This is a genomic window from Streptomyces coryli (assembly GCF_011044975.1).
GTDB classification, from domain to species: domain Bacteria; phylum Actinomycetota; class Actinomycetes; order Streptomycetales; family Streptomycetaceae; genus Streptomyces; species Streptomyces coryli.
In genome coordinates this window covers 1-17,757 of sequence record NZ_JAAKZV010000167.1, presented here as the reverse complement: position 1 = coordinate 17,757, position 17,757 = coordinate 1, and the positions used below count along the sequence as shown (strand labels likewise).

17 protein-coding genes and 1 rRNA gene are annotated in these 17,757 nt (G+C 70.9%); 14 read left to right on the top strand and 4 right to left on the bottom strand.

Annotated features, from left to right (window positions below):
* Positions 1–10: 10 nt before the first annotated feature.
* The 8 genes from rrf to G5C51_RS28655 all read left to right on the top strand — a co-directional run bounded on the left by rrf (position 11) and on the right by G5C51_RS28655 (position 6,445).
* Positions 11–127 (top strand): 5S ribosomal RNA (gene rrf, locus G5C51_RS28690).
* A 93-nt stretch (positions 128–220) separates the two neighbouring features.
* A complete protein-coding gene (locus G5C51_RS28685) occupies positions 221–1,426 on the top strand; it encodes an MFS transporter (protein ID WP_165241277.1) in 1,206 nt (401 codons plus the stop codon).
* The gene (locus G5C51_RS28680) at positions 1,395–2,570 is read left to right on the top strand and encodes an acetoin utilization protein AcuC (RefSeq protein ID WP_165241275.1); all 1,176 of its coding nucleotides are present in this window, start codon (positions 1,395–1,397) and stop codon (positions 2,568–2,570) included. Before G5C51_RS28685 ends, G5C51_RS28680 begins: the two co-directional genes overlap by 32 nt.
* A 94-nt stretch (positions 2,571–2,664) precedes the next feature.
* A complete protein-coding gene (locus G5C51_RS28675) occupies positions 2,665–3,492 on the top strand; it encodes a phosphatase (protein ID WP_165241273.1) in 828 nt (275 codons plus the stop codon).
* Between the two features lie 128 nt (positions 3,493–3,620).
* On the top strand, positions 3,621–3,833 hold the full coding sequence (locus tag G5C51_RS28670) for a helix-turn-helix domain-containing protein (RefSeq protein WP_165241271.1): 213 nt from the start codon (positions 3,621–3,623) through the stop codon (positions 3,831–3,833).
* A gap of 163 nt (positions 3,834–3,996) precedes the next feature.
* Complete coding sequence (locus G5C51_RS28665; RefSeq protein WP_003948845.1) at positions 3,997–4,095, top strand: 30S ribosomal protein bS22; 99 nt, start codon at positions 3,997–3,999, stop codon at positions 4,093–4,095.
* Between the two features lie 174 nt (positions 4,096–4,269).
* Positions 4,270–5,364: an NAD-dependent epimerase/dehydratase family protein gene (locus G5C51_RS28660; RefSeq protein ID WP_165241269.1), complete on the top strand. Its 1,095-nt coding sequence runs from the start codon at positions 4,270–4,272 to the stop codon at positions 5,362–5,364.
* On the top strand, positions 5,357–6,445 hold the full coding sequence (locus G5C51_RS28655) for a lysophospholipid acyltransferase family protein (protein ID WP_165241267.1): 1,089 nt from the start codon (positions 5,357–5,359) through the stop codon (positions 6,443–6,445). The genes G5C51_RS28660 and G5C51_RS28655 overlap by 8 nt, the downstream gene beginning before the upstream one ends.
* A 30-nt stretch (positions 6,446–6,475) precedes the next feature.
* On the opposite strand, the gene G5C51_RS28650 is transcribed toward G5C51_RS28655, so the two are convergent.
* From G5C51_RS28650 to G5C51_RS28640, 3 genes are all read right to left on the bottom strand, one after another.
* Positions 6,476–7,648 carry a DUF5667 domain-containing protein gene (locus G5C51_RS28650; protein ID WP_165241265.1) on the bottom strand — a complete coding sequence of 391 codons (1,173 nt, stop codon included), beginning with the start codon at positions 7,646–7,648 and terminating at the stop codon, positions 6,476–6,478.
* A 230-nt stretch (positions 7,649–7,878) separates the two neighbouring features.
* Positions 7,879–8,670 carry an ECF subfamily RNA polymerase sigma factor, BldN family gene (locus G5C51_RS28645; protein ID WP_165241263.1) on the bottom strand — a complete coding sequence of 264 codons (792 nt, stop codon included), beginning with the start codon at positions 8,668–8,670 and terminating at the stop codon, positions 7,879–7,881.
* Positions 8,671–8,977: 307 nt separating this feature from the next.
* Positions 8,978–9,943, bottom strand: a complete 966-nt coding sequence (locus G5C51_RS28640) for an HAD family hydrolase (RefSeq protein ID WP_165241261.1) — start codon at positions 9,941–9,943, stop codon at positions 8,978–8,980.
* Between the two features lie 84 nt (positions 9,944–10,027).
* Between G5C51_RS28640 and G5C51_RS28635 the strand changes: the two genes are divergently transcribed.
* From G5C51_RS28635 to hemB, 6 genes are all read left to right on the top strand, one after another.
* Positions 10,028–10,306: a glutaredoxin family protein gene (locus G5C51_RS28635; RefSeq protein WP_206314431.1), complete on the top strand. Its 279-nt coding sequence runs from the start codon at positions 10,028–10,030 to the stop codon at positions 10,304–10,306.
* A gap of 165 nt (positions 10,307–10,471) precedes the next feature.
* A complete protein-coding gene (locus tag G5C51_RS28630) occupies positions 10,472–11,269 on the top strand; it encodes a redox-sensing transcriptional repressor Rex (protein WP_165241257.1) in 798 nt (265 codons plus the stop codon).
* Complete coding sequence (locus G5C51_RS28625) at positions 11,266–12,699, top strand: glutamyl-tRNA reductase (protein WP_165241255.1); 1,434 nt, start codon at positions 11,266–11,268, stop codon at positions 12,697–12,699. The genes G5C51_RS28630 and G5C51_RS28625 overlap by 4 nt, the downstream gene beginning before the upstream one ends.
* Positions 12,696–13,652 carry a hydroxymethylbilane synthase gene (gene hemC / locus G5C51_RS28620; protein ID WP_165241253.1) on the top strand — a complete coding sequence of 319 codons (957 nt, stop codon included), beginning with the start codon at positions 12,696–12,698 and terminating at the stop codon, positions 13,650–13,652. Before G5C51_RS28625 ends, hemC begins: the two co-directional genes overlap by 4 nt.
* Entirely contained in the window at positions 13,649–15,307 is a 1,659-nt protein-coding gene (locus G5C51_RS28615) for a bifunctional uroporphyrinogen-III C-methyltransferase/uroporphyrinogen-III synthase (RefSeq protein ID WP_165241251.1), read from the top strand. Before hemC ends, G5C51_RS28615 begins: the two co-directional genes overlap by 4 nt.
* A 30-nt stretch (positions 15,308–15,337) precedes the next feature.
* Positions 15,338–16,327 (top strand): porphobilinogen synthase, encoded by a 990-nt coding sequence (hemB, locus tag G5C51_RS28610; RefSeq protein WP_165241249.1) that lies wholly within the window; start codon positions 15,338–15,340, stop codon positions 16,325–16,327.
* An 11-nt stretch (positions 16,328–16,338) separates the two neighbouring features.
* On the opposite strand, the gene G5C51_RS28605 is transcribed toward hemB, so the two are convergent.
* A partial coding sequence (locus tag G5C51_RS28605; protein ID WP_165241247.1) for a carboxylesterase/lipase family protein occupies positions 16,339–17,757 on the bottom strand: 1,419 nt, incomplete at its 5' end.

The window sequence follows — 17,757 nt, the reverse complement described above, 5'->3', positions numbered from 1 at the left end:
TTCATAGTGTTTCGGTGGTCATAGCGTTAGGGAAACGCCCGGTTACATTCCGAACCCGGAAGCTAAGCCTTTCCGCGCCGATGGTACTGCACAGGGGACTGTGTGGGAGAGTAGGTCGCCGCCGAACAAACTTTACGAAGAAGGCCCCCGCCGTCATGGCGGGGGCCTTCTTTGCGTTCTAGGGATACTCATCGGTACGCCGGCGCTCTAGGCTCCGCTCATGATCGATGCCGAACTGCGCCGTGCGCGGGGCGCCTTGGGAGTCAGCTTCTTCGTCCAGGGCGCGGTCTTTGCCCTGCTGGTGACCCGTATCCCGGCGATCCAGGACCAGTACGGGATCGGGGATGCCGCGCTGCCGGTCTTCCTCGCTGCCGTGCCGATCCTGGCCGGCGTGGGGAGCGTCGCGGCCGAGCATCTGGTGAAGCGGGTGCCGCCGTCCGCGGTGCTGCGGTGGGTGCAGCCGCTGGTCTGCCTGGCGTTGGTCGGGGTCGGCGTCGGGGATGACGTGTGGCACGTCGCCGTCGCGCTGGCCGCCTTCGGGCTCACGGTGGGGGCGCTGGACGCGTCCATGAACATGCTCGGGGTGAGTCTGCAGCGGGCGTACGGGCGCAGCATCATGCTCGGGTTCCATGCCGCGTACAGCCTCGGTGGCATCGCGGGGGCGTCGCTCGCGTGGGCGGGGGCGCACTGGGACATATCCCTGGCGGTGCTGTACGGGAGCGTCGTGGCCGTACTGGCGCCTGTGGCGCTCTACATGAGCCGCTACTACGTGGATGCGCGGCGGGAGGAGGAGGCCGGTAAGGCGGACGCCCTGCCCGCCGGCCCGCGGGCCTATCGTGCGCTGCTGCCGCTGTGCATGGTGATGGCCTTCGCGTATATCGGGGACGCGACCGTCTCCAACTGGAGCGCCAAGTACCTCGAAGATGTCCTGCACTCGTCCGAGGAGCTGGCCACCGTCCCGTACAACATCTACATGGTGACCACCCTCATCGGCCGGGCCGTCGGCGATCGCGGTGTCGCGCGCTGGGGTGGGGCGGCCGTGGTGCGGGCCGGGAGTGTGCTGGCAGCTGCCGGATTCGCGGTCGTCGCCGTGGCGCCGGGGGCGTGGGCGGGGATGGCCGGGTTCACGCTGCTCGGGTTCGGGTTGTGTGTGATCGTGCCGCAGACCTTTGCCGCGGCCGGGAGGCTTTTCCCGGGGGCGGCCTCCGACACCGCTATCGCGCGGCTCAATATCTTCAATTACGTCGGCTTCCTTGTCGGGGCGCCGCTGGTCGGGGCGATCGGCGAGGCCTGGTCGTATCGCGGGGCGATGCTCGTGCCCATGGCGCTGGTGCTGGCCACGCTGCTCTACGCCAGGTCGTACGGGACGGCTCCCGCTCGATACGGTGGCGGGCATGACCGTGCGCGCGCAGCTGATGTGGGATGAGGCCGTTACCGCTTACGACTTCGGGCCCGAGCATCCGATGGATCCGGTGCGGCTGGCGCTGACGATGCGGCTGGTCGAGGCCTTCGGGGTGGACAAGGCGCCGGGGGTCGACGTGGTCGCGGCGCCGCCGGCGGGGGATTCGACGCTGCGGCTGGTGCATCGGCAGGACTACATCGATGCGGTGCGGGACGCCTCGGCGGATCCGGCGGCGGCGGATGTCTCGTACGGGATCGGGACCATCGATGATCCCGCCTTCGCCGGGATGCACGAGGCGTCGGCGCTGATCGCCGGGCAGTCGGTGGCGGCGGCGGAGGCGCTGTGGCGTGGGGATGCCGGGCATGCGGTGAATTTCGCGGGTGGGCTGCACCATGCGATGCCCGGTGGCGCGTCGGGGTTCTGTATTTACAACGACGCGGCGTTGGCGATCGCGCGGCTGCTGGAGCTGGGGGCCGAGCGGGTCGCGTATGTGGATGTGGATGTGCATCACGGGGACGGGGTGCAGGCGGCGTTCTGGGATGACCCGCGGGTGCTGACGATCTCGCTGCATGAGCATCCGCGGACGCTGTTCCCGCAGACCGGGTGGGCGGAGGAGACCGGGGCCCCGGATGCCGAGGGATCGGCGGTGAATGTGGCGCTGCCGGCGGGGACCGGGGATGCGGGGTGGCTGCGGGCGTTCCATGCGGTGGTGCCGGAGCTGGTGGGGGCCTTCCGGCCGCAGGTGCTGGTGACGCAGCACGGGGCGGATACGCACGTAGAGGATCCGCTGGCGCATCTGGCGGTGTCGCTGGACGCACAGCGGGCGGTGCAGATGGCCTTGCACGGGCTGGCGCAGGAGCACGCCGGGGGGCGGTGGCTGGCGCTGGGCGGGGGTGGATACGCGGTGGTCGATGTGGTGCCGAGGTCGTGGACGCATCTGTCGGCGATCGCGGCCGGGGTGCCGATTCCGCCGGAGGCGGAGGTGCCGGAGGAGTGGCGGGCGGAGGTTTACCGGCGGACCGGGGTGGCTGCGCCGCGGCGGATGACGGACGGGTGTTCCGCGTCGTTCCCGGACTGGGAGGACGGGTACGACCCGGGCTCTGCGGTGGATCAGGCGATCCGGGCGGTGCGGCGCGGGGTGTTTCCGGCGCATGGGCTGCTGCCCTGACTGAACCCCGCCCCGTGCAGCAACGGGCGGGCGAGTGGGTGAAAAAGCCCGAAAAACGCCGCACCGCCCCACCCAAGCCGCCACCATTGCCCCCGTGTTGACCACCTCCACGGCCGCCGGTGAGCTGCGCGCGCACCTGCTCGCGCATCGCATCGCCGGGCCCGTAGCCACCACGCGCGAGGGTGCGCTTCGGCGCTACCATCTCTTCGCCGCCCGCGATCCGCGTGCGCTGCTCGGGCTCGAGCCCGAACGGGACTGGACCGTGCGGGACTTGCTCGGCCTGATGGCGGAAGCCACCGGGACCAGCGCGGATCCCGGTCACATCTCGGGGCCGGTCGAGATCGATCCCGATCTGACGATCGCCGCGCTCGACGCCTTCGCCGACCGCCTCGAACTGGCGGCGGAGCGCGGGGAATCCGTGCTCATCGGCACCGGGCATCCCGCCAAGCTCCTTGGTTTCTACGCCGCCTTGGCTGCCGCGCTCTCGGCGGCGGGGTGCGATGTCCTCACCCCAGGGGAGGGCAAAGATGTCGACATAACGACCCGGTTCGGCGTACGCACGTACAACCTTCGCTACGTCCAAGGCGTCGCGCAGGTGCACGAAAACGGCGTGCAGGGGGACGGGTGTCGTACCGGCGCGCACACACATTCTCCGCTTCCCGTCCGGGCCGCCCTGGGGGCCGCCGCCGAGGGGGCAACTGCCCTGCCCGAGCTGGTGATCGGCGATCACGGGTGGGTCTGCGGTGCAGGTCAGCTGGGATTTGAGGCGATTGGCCTGGCGGATGCCGATGATCCCGCGCCGTTCGTCGGGCAGGCCGAGGGGCGAGTGTCCGTCGTCGTTCCGCTTGATGACGCTGTGCGGTCTGATTACTACAGGCCGTTGACGCGCTATGTACTCAATCGAGCGTGTCTGTCACAGTAGCCATCCGATGGCTACTCCTCTTCCCCACTTGCACCACCCGCACCTACTCTGGTGAAGAGCGCGCATGCGAACAGGAGTCACCGGAGGGGAAGCCGGTGTCCGTCATGTGCGGAAGGTTCAGGTGTGTCATGGCTGCTAATGCTGAGAGGCCTCTGTCCGAGGTCCAGTTCCTCACGGTGGCGGAAGTCGCCGCCGTGATGCGAGTGTCCAAGATGACCGTCTACCGGCTGGTGCACAGCGGGCATCTGCCGGCGATCCGGGTAGGCAGGTCCTTCCGGGTGCCGGAGAACGCGGTGCACGAGTATCTTCGCGAGTCATATGTGGGGGTGGAGTCGGCCTGACGGCCAGGAGTCGTTCAAGATCGACCAGGGCGACCAAGATCGACAGAGTCCGGTGGCCCTCCCTCGATTACGGGCTCGGCCTGATGGCGGGTAGGCTAGGCCGACGAAGGTCGTGTGGGCCCATGCCCCGCACCATGAAGCTGAGAAGTGAGCGAGGGTAGACGTGGGCTCTGTCATCAAGAAGCGCCGCAAGCGGATGGCTAAGAAGAAGCACCGCAAGCTGCTGAAGCGCACGCGCGTGCAGCGTCGCAACAAGAAGTAACCGGCCGCAAGGCCGCGCGCACTCCGCCGCCCCAGCACCTTCAGGGTGCCTCGGGGCGGCGGTGTGCGTTGCAGCCGCTTCCGGGGGCTGAGACGGACACCTCCGGGCAACATCGAGCGGCTAACCTGGGCCGCCAGGCGCGGGACAGCGGTGCAGGAAGGCAGGCGAATCCCTTTGGGCAAGGTGGTGCTCGTCACAGGCGTCGCCCGCCGGCTCGGCGGCCGCCTGGTCCGCCGCATCCAGCGCGATCCGACCGTCGACCGAGTGCTCGCCGTCGACACCGTGGAGCCTGATCACGATCTGGGCGACGCCGAGTTCGTACGGGCCGACATACGTCACCCCACCGTCGGCCGGGTGCTGATCGAGAACGCCGTCGACACCGTCGTGCACATGGATGTCACCGGCACCCCGCTGGGCCCCAGGGCCAGCCGTGCGAGCCTGAAGGAAACCAACGTCATCGGCACGATGCAGCTCCTCGGCGCCTGCCAGAAGGCGCCGAGTGTCGAGCGGCTCGTGGTCAAGTCCTCCACCAATGTGTACGGCTCGGCGCCCCGCGACCCCGCCGTCTTCACCGAGACCACCGTGCCGCGCCGACTGCCCTCCGGCGGCTTCGCCAAGGACACCGTCGAGGTCGAGGGGTATGTGCGCGGCTTCGCCCGGCGCCGCCCCGATGTGGCCGTCGCGGTGCTGCGGTTCGCGAACATCCTCGGGCCCGGCGCCGATACCCCGCTCGCCGAGTACTTCGCGCTGCCGGTGCTGCCGACCGTCCTCGGCTACGATCCGCGGCTGCAGTTCGTGCACGAGGACGATGTGATCGACGTGCTGATGCTGGCCGCAGGGAAGCCGCGCAAGGGCCATCTCAACAGCGGCACCTTCAACATCGCCGGCGACGGCGTCCTGCTGCTCTCGCAGTGCGCCCGCCGCCTCGGCCGCCCCACCGCGCCCACCCTGCTGCCCGCCGTCACCTGGATCGGCTCGGCGCTGCGCTCGGTGGGCATGACGGACTTCGCGCCGGAGCAGATCCGGCTGCTCACGCACGGGCGGGTGGTGGACACCCGGCAGATGCGCGAGGTGCTGGGCTTCGCCCCGGGGTACACGACCACGCAGACCTTCTGCGACTTCGCCGGCAGCCTCGGCCCTGGCCTGCTGCCGCCGGACCAGGTGGGCCGGGCCGTGGACGCGCTGGCCGCGCGGCTGGGGCTCGGGCGGATCGCAGGCACGGCCGCCGACCACCACGACAGCGCCACCAAGGAGCGCACCCATGGCTGACGCGAAGGTCATACCCTTCGACGACGACCGCGCCCGCGGTACGGGGCCGCGCCGCCGCACCACCGGGCGCAAGCGGCCGGCCGCGGACGCCGGCGCGCAGGCCGCGCGCCAGCAGCCCGCCGAGAGCCCGCTGAGCGCCGTACAGGAGGCTTCCGGCGACCCGGAGGCCCCGGACGAGGCGGAGGCGGAGACGGAGGCGCAGGAGGGCGGTGGGCCCGGCCTCCTGGACCGGCTGCTCGGCGGCGACTGGGACCGCAAGGCGGCGCACGGGCTGAGCTTCCTGCGCCGGCGGCTGACCGGCGACTACGAGGTGGACGAGTTCGGGTACGACGGCGAGCTCACCGACCAGGTGCTGATGCCGCTGTTCCGGCCGCTGTACGAGAAGTACTTCCGGGTCGAGGTCAAGGGCATCGAGAACATCCCGGACACCGGCGGCGCCCTGGTGGTCTGCAACCACTCCGGCACGCTGCCGTGGGACGGGCTGATGCTGCAGGTCGCCGTCCACGATCACCACCCGGCGGACCGGACGCTGCGGCTGCTCGGCGCCGATCTGGTCTTCAAGCTGCCGGTGATCAACGAGCTGGCCCGCAAGGGCGGTCACACCCTGGCCTGCTCCGAGGACGCCCAGCGGCTGCTGGAGCGGGGCGAGGTGACGGGCGTGATGCCGGAGGGCTTCAAGGGGCTCGGCAAGCCCTTCTCCGAGCGCTACAAGCTGCAGCGCTTCGGCCGCGGCGGCTTCGTGTCGACCGCGCTGAAGGCGAAGGCGCCGATCGTGCCCTGCTCGATCGTGGGCGCCGAGGAGATCTACCCGATGATCGGGAACGCCAAGACGGTGGCGCGGCTGCTGGGCTTCCCGTACTTCCCGGTGACGCCGACCTTCCCGTGGCTGGGGCCGCTGGGGGCGGTGCCGCTGCCGACGAAGTGGACAATCCAGTTCGGCGAGCCGATACCGACGGACGGCTATCCGCCGGAGGCCGCCGAGGACCCGATGCTGATGTTCAACCTCACTGATCAGGTGCGCGAGACGATCCAGCACACGCTGTACAAGCTGCTGGTGCAGCGCCGGTCGGTCTTCTTCTGACCGACCGGCGTACGCCGCCGGACGCCGCGGCTACTCCTCGTCGTCCTCGGCGTCCAGGCCCAGGCCCGGCAGGCCGGGGAGCAGCGGCGGGATGGTGACATCCGCCTCGGGCGACTTGCCGTCGTCCTGCTGGGAGTCGCTCGGCTCGCTGCTCCGGCCGCTCTCGCTCGGCTTCGTGTCGATGAGGCCGTCGTCGCCGATGAGGCCGCCGTCCCCGCCGTCGCTCGCGTCGTCCGAGGGCTGCTGCTTGCCGTCCCGCTCCGCGTCGCCGTGCGACGAGGACGTCGACGACGGGGAGGGGCTGGGGCTGCCGGAGCCCTGACCGGTGCCCGGGTCGAGGGAGCCGCCCTGGCCGGCCGAGTCCTCGTCCGGGGGCAGCAGGGACCGCAGCGGACCCAGCTCATCGTCTATGGCGTCGAAGACGTCGTCGACCTCCTGGCCGACGTCGTCCAGCTGGACCGGCAGCTGCCGGCGGAGCTCATTCCAGCCGGAGCGATGCGAGGTGGAGAAGGCGGAGAGGGTCTGGATCGGGCCGGTGCCGCGGTCCTTCTCGTACGCCTCGTGCAGCAGCCGGTGGCCCTCGCCCGCGTCATGCCGCACGCCCTGCAGCGTCTTGCGGACCTCGGCGACCGACTCGTCGTCGAGGTCGCCGGCGCGCTGCCGCTCCATCAGGCGGCGGGCCTCGTGCAGCCGGGTGGCGGCATTGTCGAGATAGAGCCGGCCGCGCTCGCCGTCGCCGTCGGCGAGGGTGAGCTTGAAGTCCTCCATGCCGCGCTTGAGCCCGTAGAGCGTATCGCCGGGGAGGGCGTCGGAGCTGGCCGCGGCGACGCCGCTGAACGATCCTGCGGCCACGCCGACGCCGATGCCGCCGATGGCGACCCCGCGGGTCCACTTGGACTGCGGCCTGAGCTTGGAGAGCGGGCTGGTGTCCGCGCGATGCGCGCCGCGGCGGCGCTGCTCGGGGACGGCCGGGCCGCCCGAGCCGCCGGACGCGAACTGCTGCTCCATGGCGGCGATCAGCTGCGCCCGCTGGACGGCCTTGACCTCGGGGTCCATCGCGGGCGCGGGGATCGATGCGAGTCCGCCGGCGACGGACAGCAGCTGTCCTTGCTCGGCGTCTTCGATCTCCACGTCCTCGGGGACGGGGGCATCCAGGGCCTGGGCGAAGGCGTTCGCCCGGCGTGCCGATACGGATCCGATCACAGGCGATACCTCCTCTCGACTCGGGGTCTCAGGCGTTGGACTCCCTTGACCCGCCCAGAGGTTGTACGTATCCGACCGCGAGCGTGGAAGTCCTGCAATCCACTCAACGACAGCTCGGGCAATAGGGTTACGCACTGCCGATAATCGCACCGTACGGCATATGCGTGCGGTCTATCGGTGGGTATCGGGGCTGCTAACAAGACGGGGGAACCTCTCAGCGAGGGAGCCGCTCAGCGGGCGTCGTCAGGGAGGAGCCGGGCCAGGGTACGCACGGCGCGATACTGCAGGGTCTTGATCGCCCCCTCGTTCTTCCCCATCACGCGGGCCGTCTCGGCTACGGACAGCCCCTGGAGGAACCGGAGCGTAACGCACTCCTGCTGCTGCGGGTTGAGCTTTCTGACCGTCTCCAGCAGGGCGGTGTTGGAGAGCGATTCGAGGACCGAGTCCTCGGGGGAGCGCTCCGTCTCGCTGGAGTCGAGCATCTCGCCGGTGGTGACCTCCAGGCGGAACCGGGAGGACTTGAAGTGGTCGGCGACGAGATTGCGGGCGATGGTGACCAGCCAGGCGCCGAAGTCGCGGCCCTGCCAGGTGAAGGTGCCGATCCGGCGCAGGGCGCGCAGGAAGGTCTCGGAGGTGAGGTCCTCGGCCGTGGCGCGGCCGCCGACGCGGTAATAGATGTAGCGGTAGACGGTGTCGGAGTACTGGTCGTAGAGCGAGCCGAAGGCCTCGGCCTCGCCGGACTGGGCGCGCTCGACCAGGTCCATCATGCGGCGGCTGTCGCTGTCGGCGGGCCGCGCGCCGCGGGAGGAGCCGCGGCGGCTGCCGACGGCGGCGCCGCTGTCGGCGAGCGCGTAGGCGGTGGCGGCGGCCGGCCGGCCGGCTGTGACAGCCGGGTGGCCGGCGAGCGCCAGCGGGGGGCCTGCCGGCCAGGGCGAGGCGCCGGTAAAGGTGCGCAGCTGCTCGCGTACCTGTGCGCGCAGCGTAGCCAGGCCTGAGGCGTCAACCCCGACGTGTGAGGACACGGGACTCCCAGAGGCAGAGCTTCCATCACGTTCAGTGCGGGACCGTTCACCCGTCGTTGTGACGTGTGGGACCGGTTACGCGTCTGAGGAGAATAACGCTTCGTACAGGCCGCGCTACACCCAGTTGCTCAATTCACCGGTTCCGTTCGGTCCGTAACCTATTGACGACCCATCAAGTATCCGACCGGTGTGTGCTTCTGATCGGTAAGTGACACGAACTGCCTGGTTCGCGGGCGTGTTGTGGCTGACCCGCGTCAGTGGGACTGGCGGGGGCCGGTGGTGGGTAAGAGGGAAAGATTGTCTGTGATCAGCGGCGGCGGCGGTGCAGCGCCGCGGCTGCGGCCGCGCCGCCCGCGACGGCGCCGACGCCCGCGGCGGCCGGGATGCCGACCTTGGCGGCCTTGCGGCCCGTCCGGTAGTCCCGCAGCCGCCAGCCGTGCTCGCGGGCGTGCTTCTTCAGCCGGGAGTCCGGGTTGATCGCGTACGGGTGGCCGACCAGGGACAGCATCGGGATGTCGTTGGCCGAGTCGCTGTACGCGGCGCAGCGGTGCAGATCCAGGCCCTCGGCGGCGGCCAGGGCCCGTACCGCCTCGGCCTTCGCGGGGCCGTGCAGCGGCTCGCCGGTGAGCCGGCCCGTATAGACGCCGCCGACGGACTCGGCGACGGTGCCCAGGGCGCCGGTCAGGCCGAGGCGGCGGGCGATGATCGTGGCCGTCTCCACCGGCGCCGCGGTGACCAGCCAGACCTTCTGGCCCGCGTCCAGGTGCGCCTGGGCGAGGGCCTGGGTGCCGGGCCAGATGCGGCCGGCCATGTACTCGTCGTAGATCTCCTCGCCCATCTCCATGAGATCGGAGACGCGGTGGCCCTGGATGATCGACAGCGCGGAGGACTGGACGTCCTGCATGTGCTCGGGGTTCTCGGAGCCGGCGAGCCGGAAGTACGCCTGCTGCCAGGCGAAGCGGGCCAGGTCGCGGGAGGTGAAGAACTTCCGCTTATAGAGGCCGCGGCCGAAGTGGTAGAGCGCGGCGCCCTGCATGATCGTGTTGTCGAGGTCGAAGAAGGCGGCGGCCCGGATGTCGCCCGGGACCGGGAACTCCGGCTCCTCCGGCCCGGCTTCCCCGGCCTGCTCGGCCCCTTCTTCCGCGAGAACTTCCTCGGGCGCTTCCTCGAGCTTGCGGGCCGCCTCGGCGGCGGCCTCACCCGCCAGCACACTGCGCGCGGTGGCGTAGCGCCTGCGGAACCTCGGGATGGTGAGCCATCGGATAGCGGCCATGGCGCGAGCATAACGGTGCGAGGCGGACAACCTGGTGTCGGGCAGGTTAAGGGGACCGGCGCCGGTCGGCGCACAATGGGGGACATGAGTCCGCTTCTACGGCGTAGGTCCCGCAAGTCTCCGGCCGAGCGCACGGTGACCTTGATCGGCAAGCCCGGCTGTCATCTCTGCGATGACGCGCGTGAGGTGATCAAGAAGGTGTGCGAGGAGACGGGGGCCGCGTGGGATGAGAAGGACATCACGGCCGACGAGGCGTTGCACAGCGCGTACTGGGAGCAGATTCCGGTGGTGCTCATCGACGGTGAGCAGCACACCTTCTGGAAGGTCGATCCCGATCGGCTGCGCCGGGCACTGGTGAGGTGAGGGTGAGTGCAGTTGCGCGTGACCCCCATCACTTTGCTCGGACAAAACAGACACCGTCTTTGTGCACGCGTTCACAAAGGCATAGCCTGCATTCAATCGAGCGGCGTCGCGAGACTTCAGGGAACGCGAGCCTGCTCACCCGCTCGCGCTGACCGCAGGAGCACCGTGGCAACTGGCCGAACTCACCGACCGGCGACCCGAAGCCGAGGGATTCCCGAGGCCACCGTCGCCCGTCTTCCGCTGTACCTGCGCGCGCTGACCGCGCTGTCCGAGCGATCGGTCCCCACCGTCTCCTCGGAGGAGCTCGCCGCCGCCGCGGGCGTCAACTCCGCGAAGCTGCGCAAGGACTTCTCCTACCTGGGTTCGTACGGGACCCGGGGCGTCGGCTACGACGTGGAGTACCTCGTCTACCAGATCTCGCGTGAGCTGGGCCTGACCCAGGACTGGCCCGTGGTGATCGTCGGTATCGGTAACCTCGGCGCCGCGCTCGCCAACTACGGCGGGTTCGCATCCCGCGGATTCCGGATCGCCGCGCTGATCGACGCCGACCCGGCGATGACCGGGAAGATGGTCGCCGGCCTGCCGCTGCGGCACACCGACGAACTCGAGTCGATCATCGAGGACAACGGCGTCTCGATCGGGGTCATCGCGACCCCGGCGGGCGCCGCGCAGCAGGTCTGCAACCGGCTTGTCGAGGCGGGTGTGACCTCGATCCTGAACTTCGCGCCGACCGTGCTCACCGTCCCGGACGGCGTGGACGTACGGAAGGTCGACCTGTCGATAGAGCTGCAGATCCTCGCCTTCCACGAGCAGCGGAAGGCGGGCGAGGAAGCCGATCTGGCGCAGCCCGACACCGACGCCCCCGCGGCCCCGCCGGCCGCGACCGCGCGCACCGTACCGGCCGAGAAGCGGCGTCCCGAGCCAGGGTCTGACGGGGACATCCCCGCCGTGATGCCGGCATGAGTCTGCTCGTCGTAGGCCTCAGCCACCGCAGCGCTCCCGTCAGCCTGCTGGAGCGGGTCGCGCTCGACGCGTCCGCGCAGGCGAAGCTGGTGCAGGACGCGGTGGCGGCGGAGCCGGTCGCGGAGGCGGCCGTACTCGCCACCTGCAACCGGGTCGAGCTGTACGCGGATGTGGAGAAGTTCCACGCGGGCGTCGCCGAGATGTCCATGCTGCTCACCCAGCACACCGGCGTCGGGCTCGAGGAGCTCACGCCTTATCTGTACGTGCATTACGAGGACCGGGCCGTTCACCACCTCTTCTCGGTGGCCTGCGGGCTCGACTCGATGGTCGTCGGGGAGGGGCAGGTCCTCGCGCAGATCAAGGAGGCGCTGGCCCGCGGGCAGGAGCTGCACACCGCGGGGCGGACGCTCAACGATCTGTTCCAGCAGGCGCTGCGGGTCGGCAAGCGGGCGCACTCCGAGACCGGGATCGACCGGGCCGGGCAGTCGCTGGTGACCTTTGGTCTTGAGCAGCTGGCTGATGGCCGGAGTGTTACGGACTGGGCCGCCGGCAAGCGGGCGCTGGTGATCGGCGCCGGGTCGATGTCGTCGCTCGCCGCCGCGACGCTGGCGCGGGCCGGGGTCGCGGAGCTGGTGGTCGCGAACCGGACCTTTGCGCGGGCCGAGCGGCTCGCTGCGAGCCTTGGCGCCTCCGGCGCTGATGCTGCGCCGCTCCGCGGCGCCAAGGATGTGGCGGCGGAGGAGAGCGGTGCCGGGATTCCGGCGCAGGGAAGCGCGCCTGAGGCGCCGCAGCCGCTCACCGCGCGGGCCGTGCCGATGGATGCCGTTACGGCCGAACTCGCCGGCATCGATCTCCTCGTGTCCTGCACCGGGGCCGCCGGGATCGTGCTCACCGCCGCGGATGTGGCGGGCGCCGGGCGGCTCGACGTGCTCGATCTCGCGATGCCGCGGGATGTGGACGGCGCGCTGCATGACCTCGACGGCATCCGCCTCGTCGACATCGAGACTCTCGCCGGGGCCAGCGCGGACGCGCCCATGGCCGCCGACGTCGACCAGGTCCGCAAAATCGTCTCCGCTGAGGTCGCCGCCTTCGGTGCCGCCCAGCGGGCCGCCACCATCACGCCCACCGTCGTCGCGCTGCGCACGATGGCCGCGGACGTGGTGAACGCCGAGATCGCCCGGCTCGACGGCCGGCTGCCCGACCTCGGCGAGCGCGAGCGCGCGGAGATCACGCAGGCCGTGAACCGCGTCGTCGACAAGCTGCTGCACGCCCCGACGGTGCGCGTGAAGCAGCTCGCCGCCACCCCGGACGGGGCCGGGTACGCGGACGCGCTGCGCAAGCTGTTCGACCTCGACCAGGACGCGGTCGCCGCCGTCAGCCGGGCTGACGCCGGCGGGGCCGCCAGTGCCGCCGAGAGGGGCCAGGCATGACACCCCCACTGAAGCTCGGCACCCGCCGCAGCAAGCTCGCCATGGCCCAGTCGGGCCAGGTCGCCGACGCGATCACGGAGCTCACCGGCCGGCCGGTCGAGCTCGTCGAGATCACCACCCGCGGCGATACGGACCGTTCGCCGCTGGCGCAGATCGGCGGCACCGGCGTCTTCGTCGCCGCGCTCCGGGACGCGCTGCAGCGGGGTGAGATCGATCTCGCCGTGCACTCGCTGAAGGACCTGCCGACGACCCAGCCGGACGACCTGGTGGTCGCGGCCATCCCGCCGCGCCAGGACGCGCGCGACGTGCTCGTCGCCCGTGACCAGCTGACCTTTGAGAATCTGCCCGACGGCGCCCGGATCGGCACCGGTTCGCCGCGCCGCGCCTCGCAGCTGCAGGCCTGGGCCCGGTCGCTCGGCAAGAGTGTCGAGACGGTTGAAATCCGGGGTAACGTCGACACCCGCATCGGTTACGTGCGGAAGGGCGAACTGGACGGCGTCGTCCTGGCAGCCGCGGGCCTGGCCCGTATCGGCCGCCTCGACGAGGCCAGCCAGCTCATCCCGACCGACGCAGTCTTGCCCGCCCCTGGCCAGGGGGCACTCGCGGTCGAGTGTGCTGCCGCAAGCACGCACCTCGCCGCACAGCTCGCCGAGCTCGACGACCCGTACACGCGGGCCGCCGTGACCGCCGAGCGAACCCTGCTCGCCGTTCTGGAGGCCGGCTGCAGCGCGCCCGTGGGTGCGCTCGCCGACCTGCTGACCGAGGGGCAGGTTGTCACCGAGATGCGCTTGCGCGGTGTCGTCGGCACGACCGACGGCGCCACGCTGGTGCAGCTGTCCACCACCGGCCCCGTCCCGGCGTCCCAAGAAGACGCCGTCGCGCTCGGTCGTGAGCTCGCCGAGGCGATGCTCGCGAAAGGAGCGGCCGGTCTGATGGGGGAGCGAGCAGATTGAGCCCCACGCCGTCCACCACTGACCCGAACGAGACGAAGGCGCCCCGCACCGCCGGGCACGTCACGTTCCTGGGCGCCGGACCCGGCGACCCGGGACTGCTGACGCTGCGCGCCGTCGAGGCGCTGGCAGCCGCCGATGTGCTCGTCGCCGATCATGACGTCCTCGACGTTGTGCGTGCGCACGCTCGCGCAGGGGCAGCCGTGCCCCAGGAGGCGGCCGAGGCCACCGCGGAGGGGTCAACGCCGCCTAGTGCGAGCCATCTTGTCATGCGGGCCGCGCGCTCGGGCAAGAGGGTCGTGCATGCGATCGCCGGTGATCCCGGCCTCGACGGCGGCGCCGTGCAGGAGATGCAGGAGTGCGCCGGCGAAGGCATCGCCTTCGAGGTGGTGCCCGGTGTCGCGGCCGCCGTCGGCGTGCCCGCGTATGCCGGGGTGCCGCTGCGCGACGCCGACGGCGGGACCGTCCGCTTCGTCGACGCCCGTACCGCTTCGGCCGCGTGCTGGGGCGAGGTCGGCGCCAGCGACGGCACCGCGGTCGTGTCCACCACGCTGGAGGACGTCGCGGCGGCGGCGCGCGAGCTGGTCTCGGCCGGGCGCAAGCCCGATACGCCGATGACGGTGACCGTGGCCGGGACGACGACGCGGCAGCGGACCTGGAACGCGACGCTCTCGACGGTCGCGCAGGTGCTGAAGGCCGCGAAGGCGCTGCCCTCGCCGGACGCCGGGCAGCCCGTCATAGCCGTGGTCGGCGAGCAGAGCGCGCCGGCGCGGCGGGAGAGCCTGTCGTGGTTCGAGTCCAAGCCGCTCTTCGGGTGGCAGGTGCTCGTTCCGCGTACCAAGGAGCAGGCGGCGTCGCTGAGCGAGCAGCTGCGGTCCTACGGGGCCGTGCCCCATGAGGTGCCGACCATTGCCGTGGAACCGCCGCGTACCCCGCAGCAGATGGAGCGGGCCGTCAAGGGGCTCGTCACCGGGCGCTACGAGTGGATCGCCTTTACGTCGGTCAACGCCGTGAAGGCCGTGCGCGAGAAGTTCGAGGAATACGGGCTCGACGCCCGGGCCTTCGCCGGGATCAAGGTCGCGGCGGTGGGCGAGCAGACCGCGGCGGCGCTGGTGGAGTTCGGCGTGAAGCCGGATCTGACGCCGAGCGGGGAGCAGTCGTCGCACGGGCTGCTGGAGGACTGGCCGCCGTACGACCCGGTCTTCGATCCGATCGACCGCGTCTTCCTGCCGCGGGCGGACATCGCCACCGAGGCGCTGGTCGCCGGGCTGAAGGAGCTCGGGTGGGAGGTGGACGACGTCACCGCGTACCGGACGGTGCGGGCTTCGCCGCCGCCGGCGCCGACGCGGGAGGCCATCAAGGGTGGTGGCTTCGACGCGGTGTTGTTCACGTCGTCGTCGACGGTGCGGAATCTGGTCGGGATCGCCGGCAAGCCGCATAACGTGACCGTCATCGCGTGTATCGGTCCGGCGACCGCCAAGACGGCCGAGGAGCACGGGCTCCGGGTCGACGTGATGGCCCCCGAGCCGTCCGTCGCCAAGCTGGCCGAGGCGCTCGCCGCCTTCGGCGGGGAGCGCCGGGATGCGGCCGTCGAGGCCGGAGAGGCGGTGCTGCGGCCGAGCGAGCGGCGGCCGCGGCGTAAGTCGCGCAGCGTGTGAGGGACGAAGGGAAGCAGCAAGGTGACCGGCATGACTGAAGGCCCGATCGTACGGCCGCGACGGCTGCGGACGACCCCGGCGATGCGCCGCATGGTCGCCGAGAACCGCCTGCATCCCGCCGAGTTCATCCTCCCGGCCTTCGTGCGTGAGGGCATCTCCGAGCCGGTCCCCATCGGCTCGATGCCCGGCGTCGTGCAGCACACCCGCGACACCCTTCGTAAGGCCGCCGCCGAGGCCGTCGCCGCCGGGGTCGGGGGGATCATGCTCTTCGGCGTTCCTGAGGAGGAGAAGAAGGACGCCGTCGGGACGCCCGGGACCGATCCGGACGGGATTCTGCAGGTCGCGCTGCGGGATGTCCGGGTGGAGGTCGGGGACGAGCTCATCGTCATGTCCGATCTGTGTCTCGACGAGACCACCGATCACGGTCACTGCGGTGTGCTCGATGCCGAGGGGCGGGTCGACAATGACGCCACCCTCGAGCGGTACGCCGAGATGGCGCAGGTCCAGGCCGATGCCGGGGCCCATGTCGTGGGCCCCAGCGGGATGATGGACGGGCAGATCGCCGTCGTCCGTGAGGCGCTCGATCAGATCGGGCGGGACGATGTCTCGGTCCTCGCCTACACCGCGAAGTACGCCTCCGCCTTCTTCGGCCCCTTCCGGGAGGCCGTCGGGTCGTCGCTGAAGGGCGACCGCAAGACGTACCAGCAGGACCCGGCGAACTTCCGCGAGTCGCTGCGCGAGCTGGAGCTCGACCTCGCCGAGGGCGCGGACATGGTCATGGTCAAGCCGGGGCTGCCGTATCTCGACATCCTCAAGGCCTTCGCCGACGAGGTGACCGTGCCGGTCGCCGCGTACCAGGTCTCCGGCGAGTACGCGATGGTCGAGGCCGCCGCGGCGAACGGCTGGATCGAGCGGGAGCGCGCCATTCTGGAGATGCTGACCTCCTTCAAGCGGGCCGGCGCCGGGATGGTGCTCACCTACTGGGCGACCGAGGCCGCCCAGTTGGTGCGCAACTCCTGACTTCTGCCCTGTCAGTCGAGCGACTTCCAGAAGCCGTAGTCGTGCTCCTTGGCGAAGTCGACCGGTGTGGTGCCGGTGGATGAGAGTGCCTGGGCGTTGAGCTGCCCTGGGGTCGACGGCTTCCAGTCCGCGCGGCCCGTACGGGCGAAGCCGGACCAGATGCGGATCATCGTCGACGAGAGCCGCTGCTGGGTGTCGTTGAGCGGCTGGAAGTCCTCGAGCTCGAAGAGGTAGGGGAGCTCGAAGGTGTGGCCCGCGCCGGCCGGGAAGCTGGGCTTCGGGTAGTTCGGGTCGGCGTACCAGGGGTTGTCGGACTCGGCGAACTCGTAGGCGTACGCCGGGACCTGGCCGGACAGGGCGCGGGCGGTGTCGGCCGTCGGACGGGCGTACTGGGCGTCGGTGAGGGCCGCGGCGAGGGCCAGGGCCGGGGTGTCGTCGTAGGCGCTGCTGCGGTAGCGGGCGGCGATGGTCCTGGCGTCCTTCGGGCCGAAGACCGCCTCCAGGTGGGCGCGGACGTCCGCGTCGTCGAGGGTCGCGTGCGGGTCCTTGGTCTGGTGCTTCTTGGCCTGCTCGAGGCCGTAGACCATGGCGCGCTGCTCGTTTCTGTTGATGCCCTGCAGCACCGGGACCTTGTTGAAGCGGCCGGAGGCGAAGGCCTGTTGGGGGGAGCGGGGGAGCAGCTTGCCGCCGTAGACCGGGGAGTAGTGCGGGCCGGTGCCGAAGTCGTGGATGAGCTGGGTCGGGGCGGCCTTGCGCCAGTCTTCGAGGTCGTGGTCGTCCTCGATCGCGGCGGTGGTCTTCTCGCCCTGGGCCAGGGCGCGTTTACGGTCGGTCCTGACGTCTTCGGTGCAGGGGGCGCTCTGCGTGATCGCGCGGTGGAAGAGGCCGGCCGAGGACGGGGCGACGAGGTGCGCGCAGGTGCTGTAGCCGCCGGCCGACTCGCCGAAGAGCGTGACGTTGTGCTTGTCACCGCCGAAGGCGGCCGCGTTGCGCTGCACCCAGCGGAGGGCGGCCTGCTGGTCCTGGAAGCCGTAATTGCCGGACTCGCCGCGGCCGTTCTTCTCCAGGGCCGGGTGGGCCAGGTAGCCGAGGGCGCCGAGGCGGTAGTTGACGGTCACCACGATCACGTCGCCCTGGACGGCGAGGCGTTCGGCGTGGTTCATCGCGCCCTCGCCGTCGGTGTGGTCGGCGCCGTGCAGGTAGACCATGACCGGGCGGGGGGTTGGGGACGACTTGCGTGGGGTGGTGACGTTGAGGAAGAGGCAGTTCTCGGTGTCCGACTTGCGGCCCGCGGGCGGGGTGGCGCCGGTCTGCGGGCAGGCGGCGCGGGGCTGTGTGGCGTCGAGGGTGCCCTGCCAGGGTCCGGCGGGAGCGGGCGGGGCCCAGCGGCGGGTGCCGGTGGGTGGGGCGGCGTAGGGGATGCCCTGGTA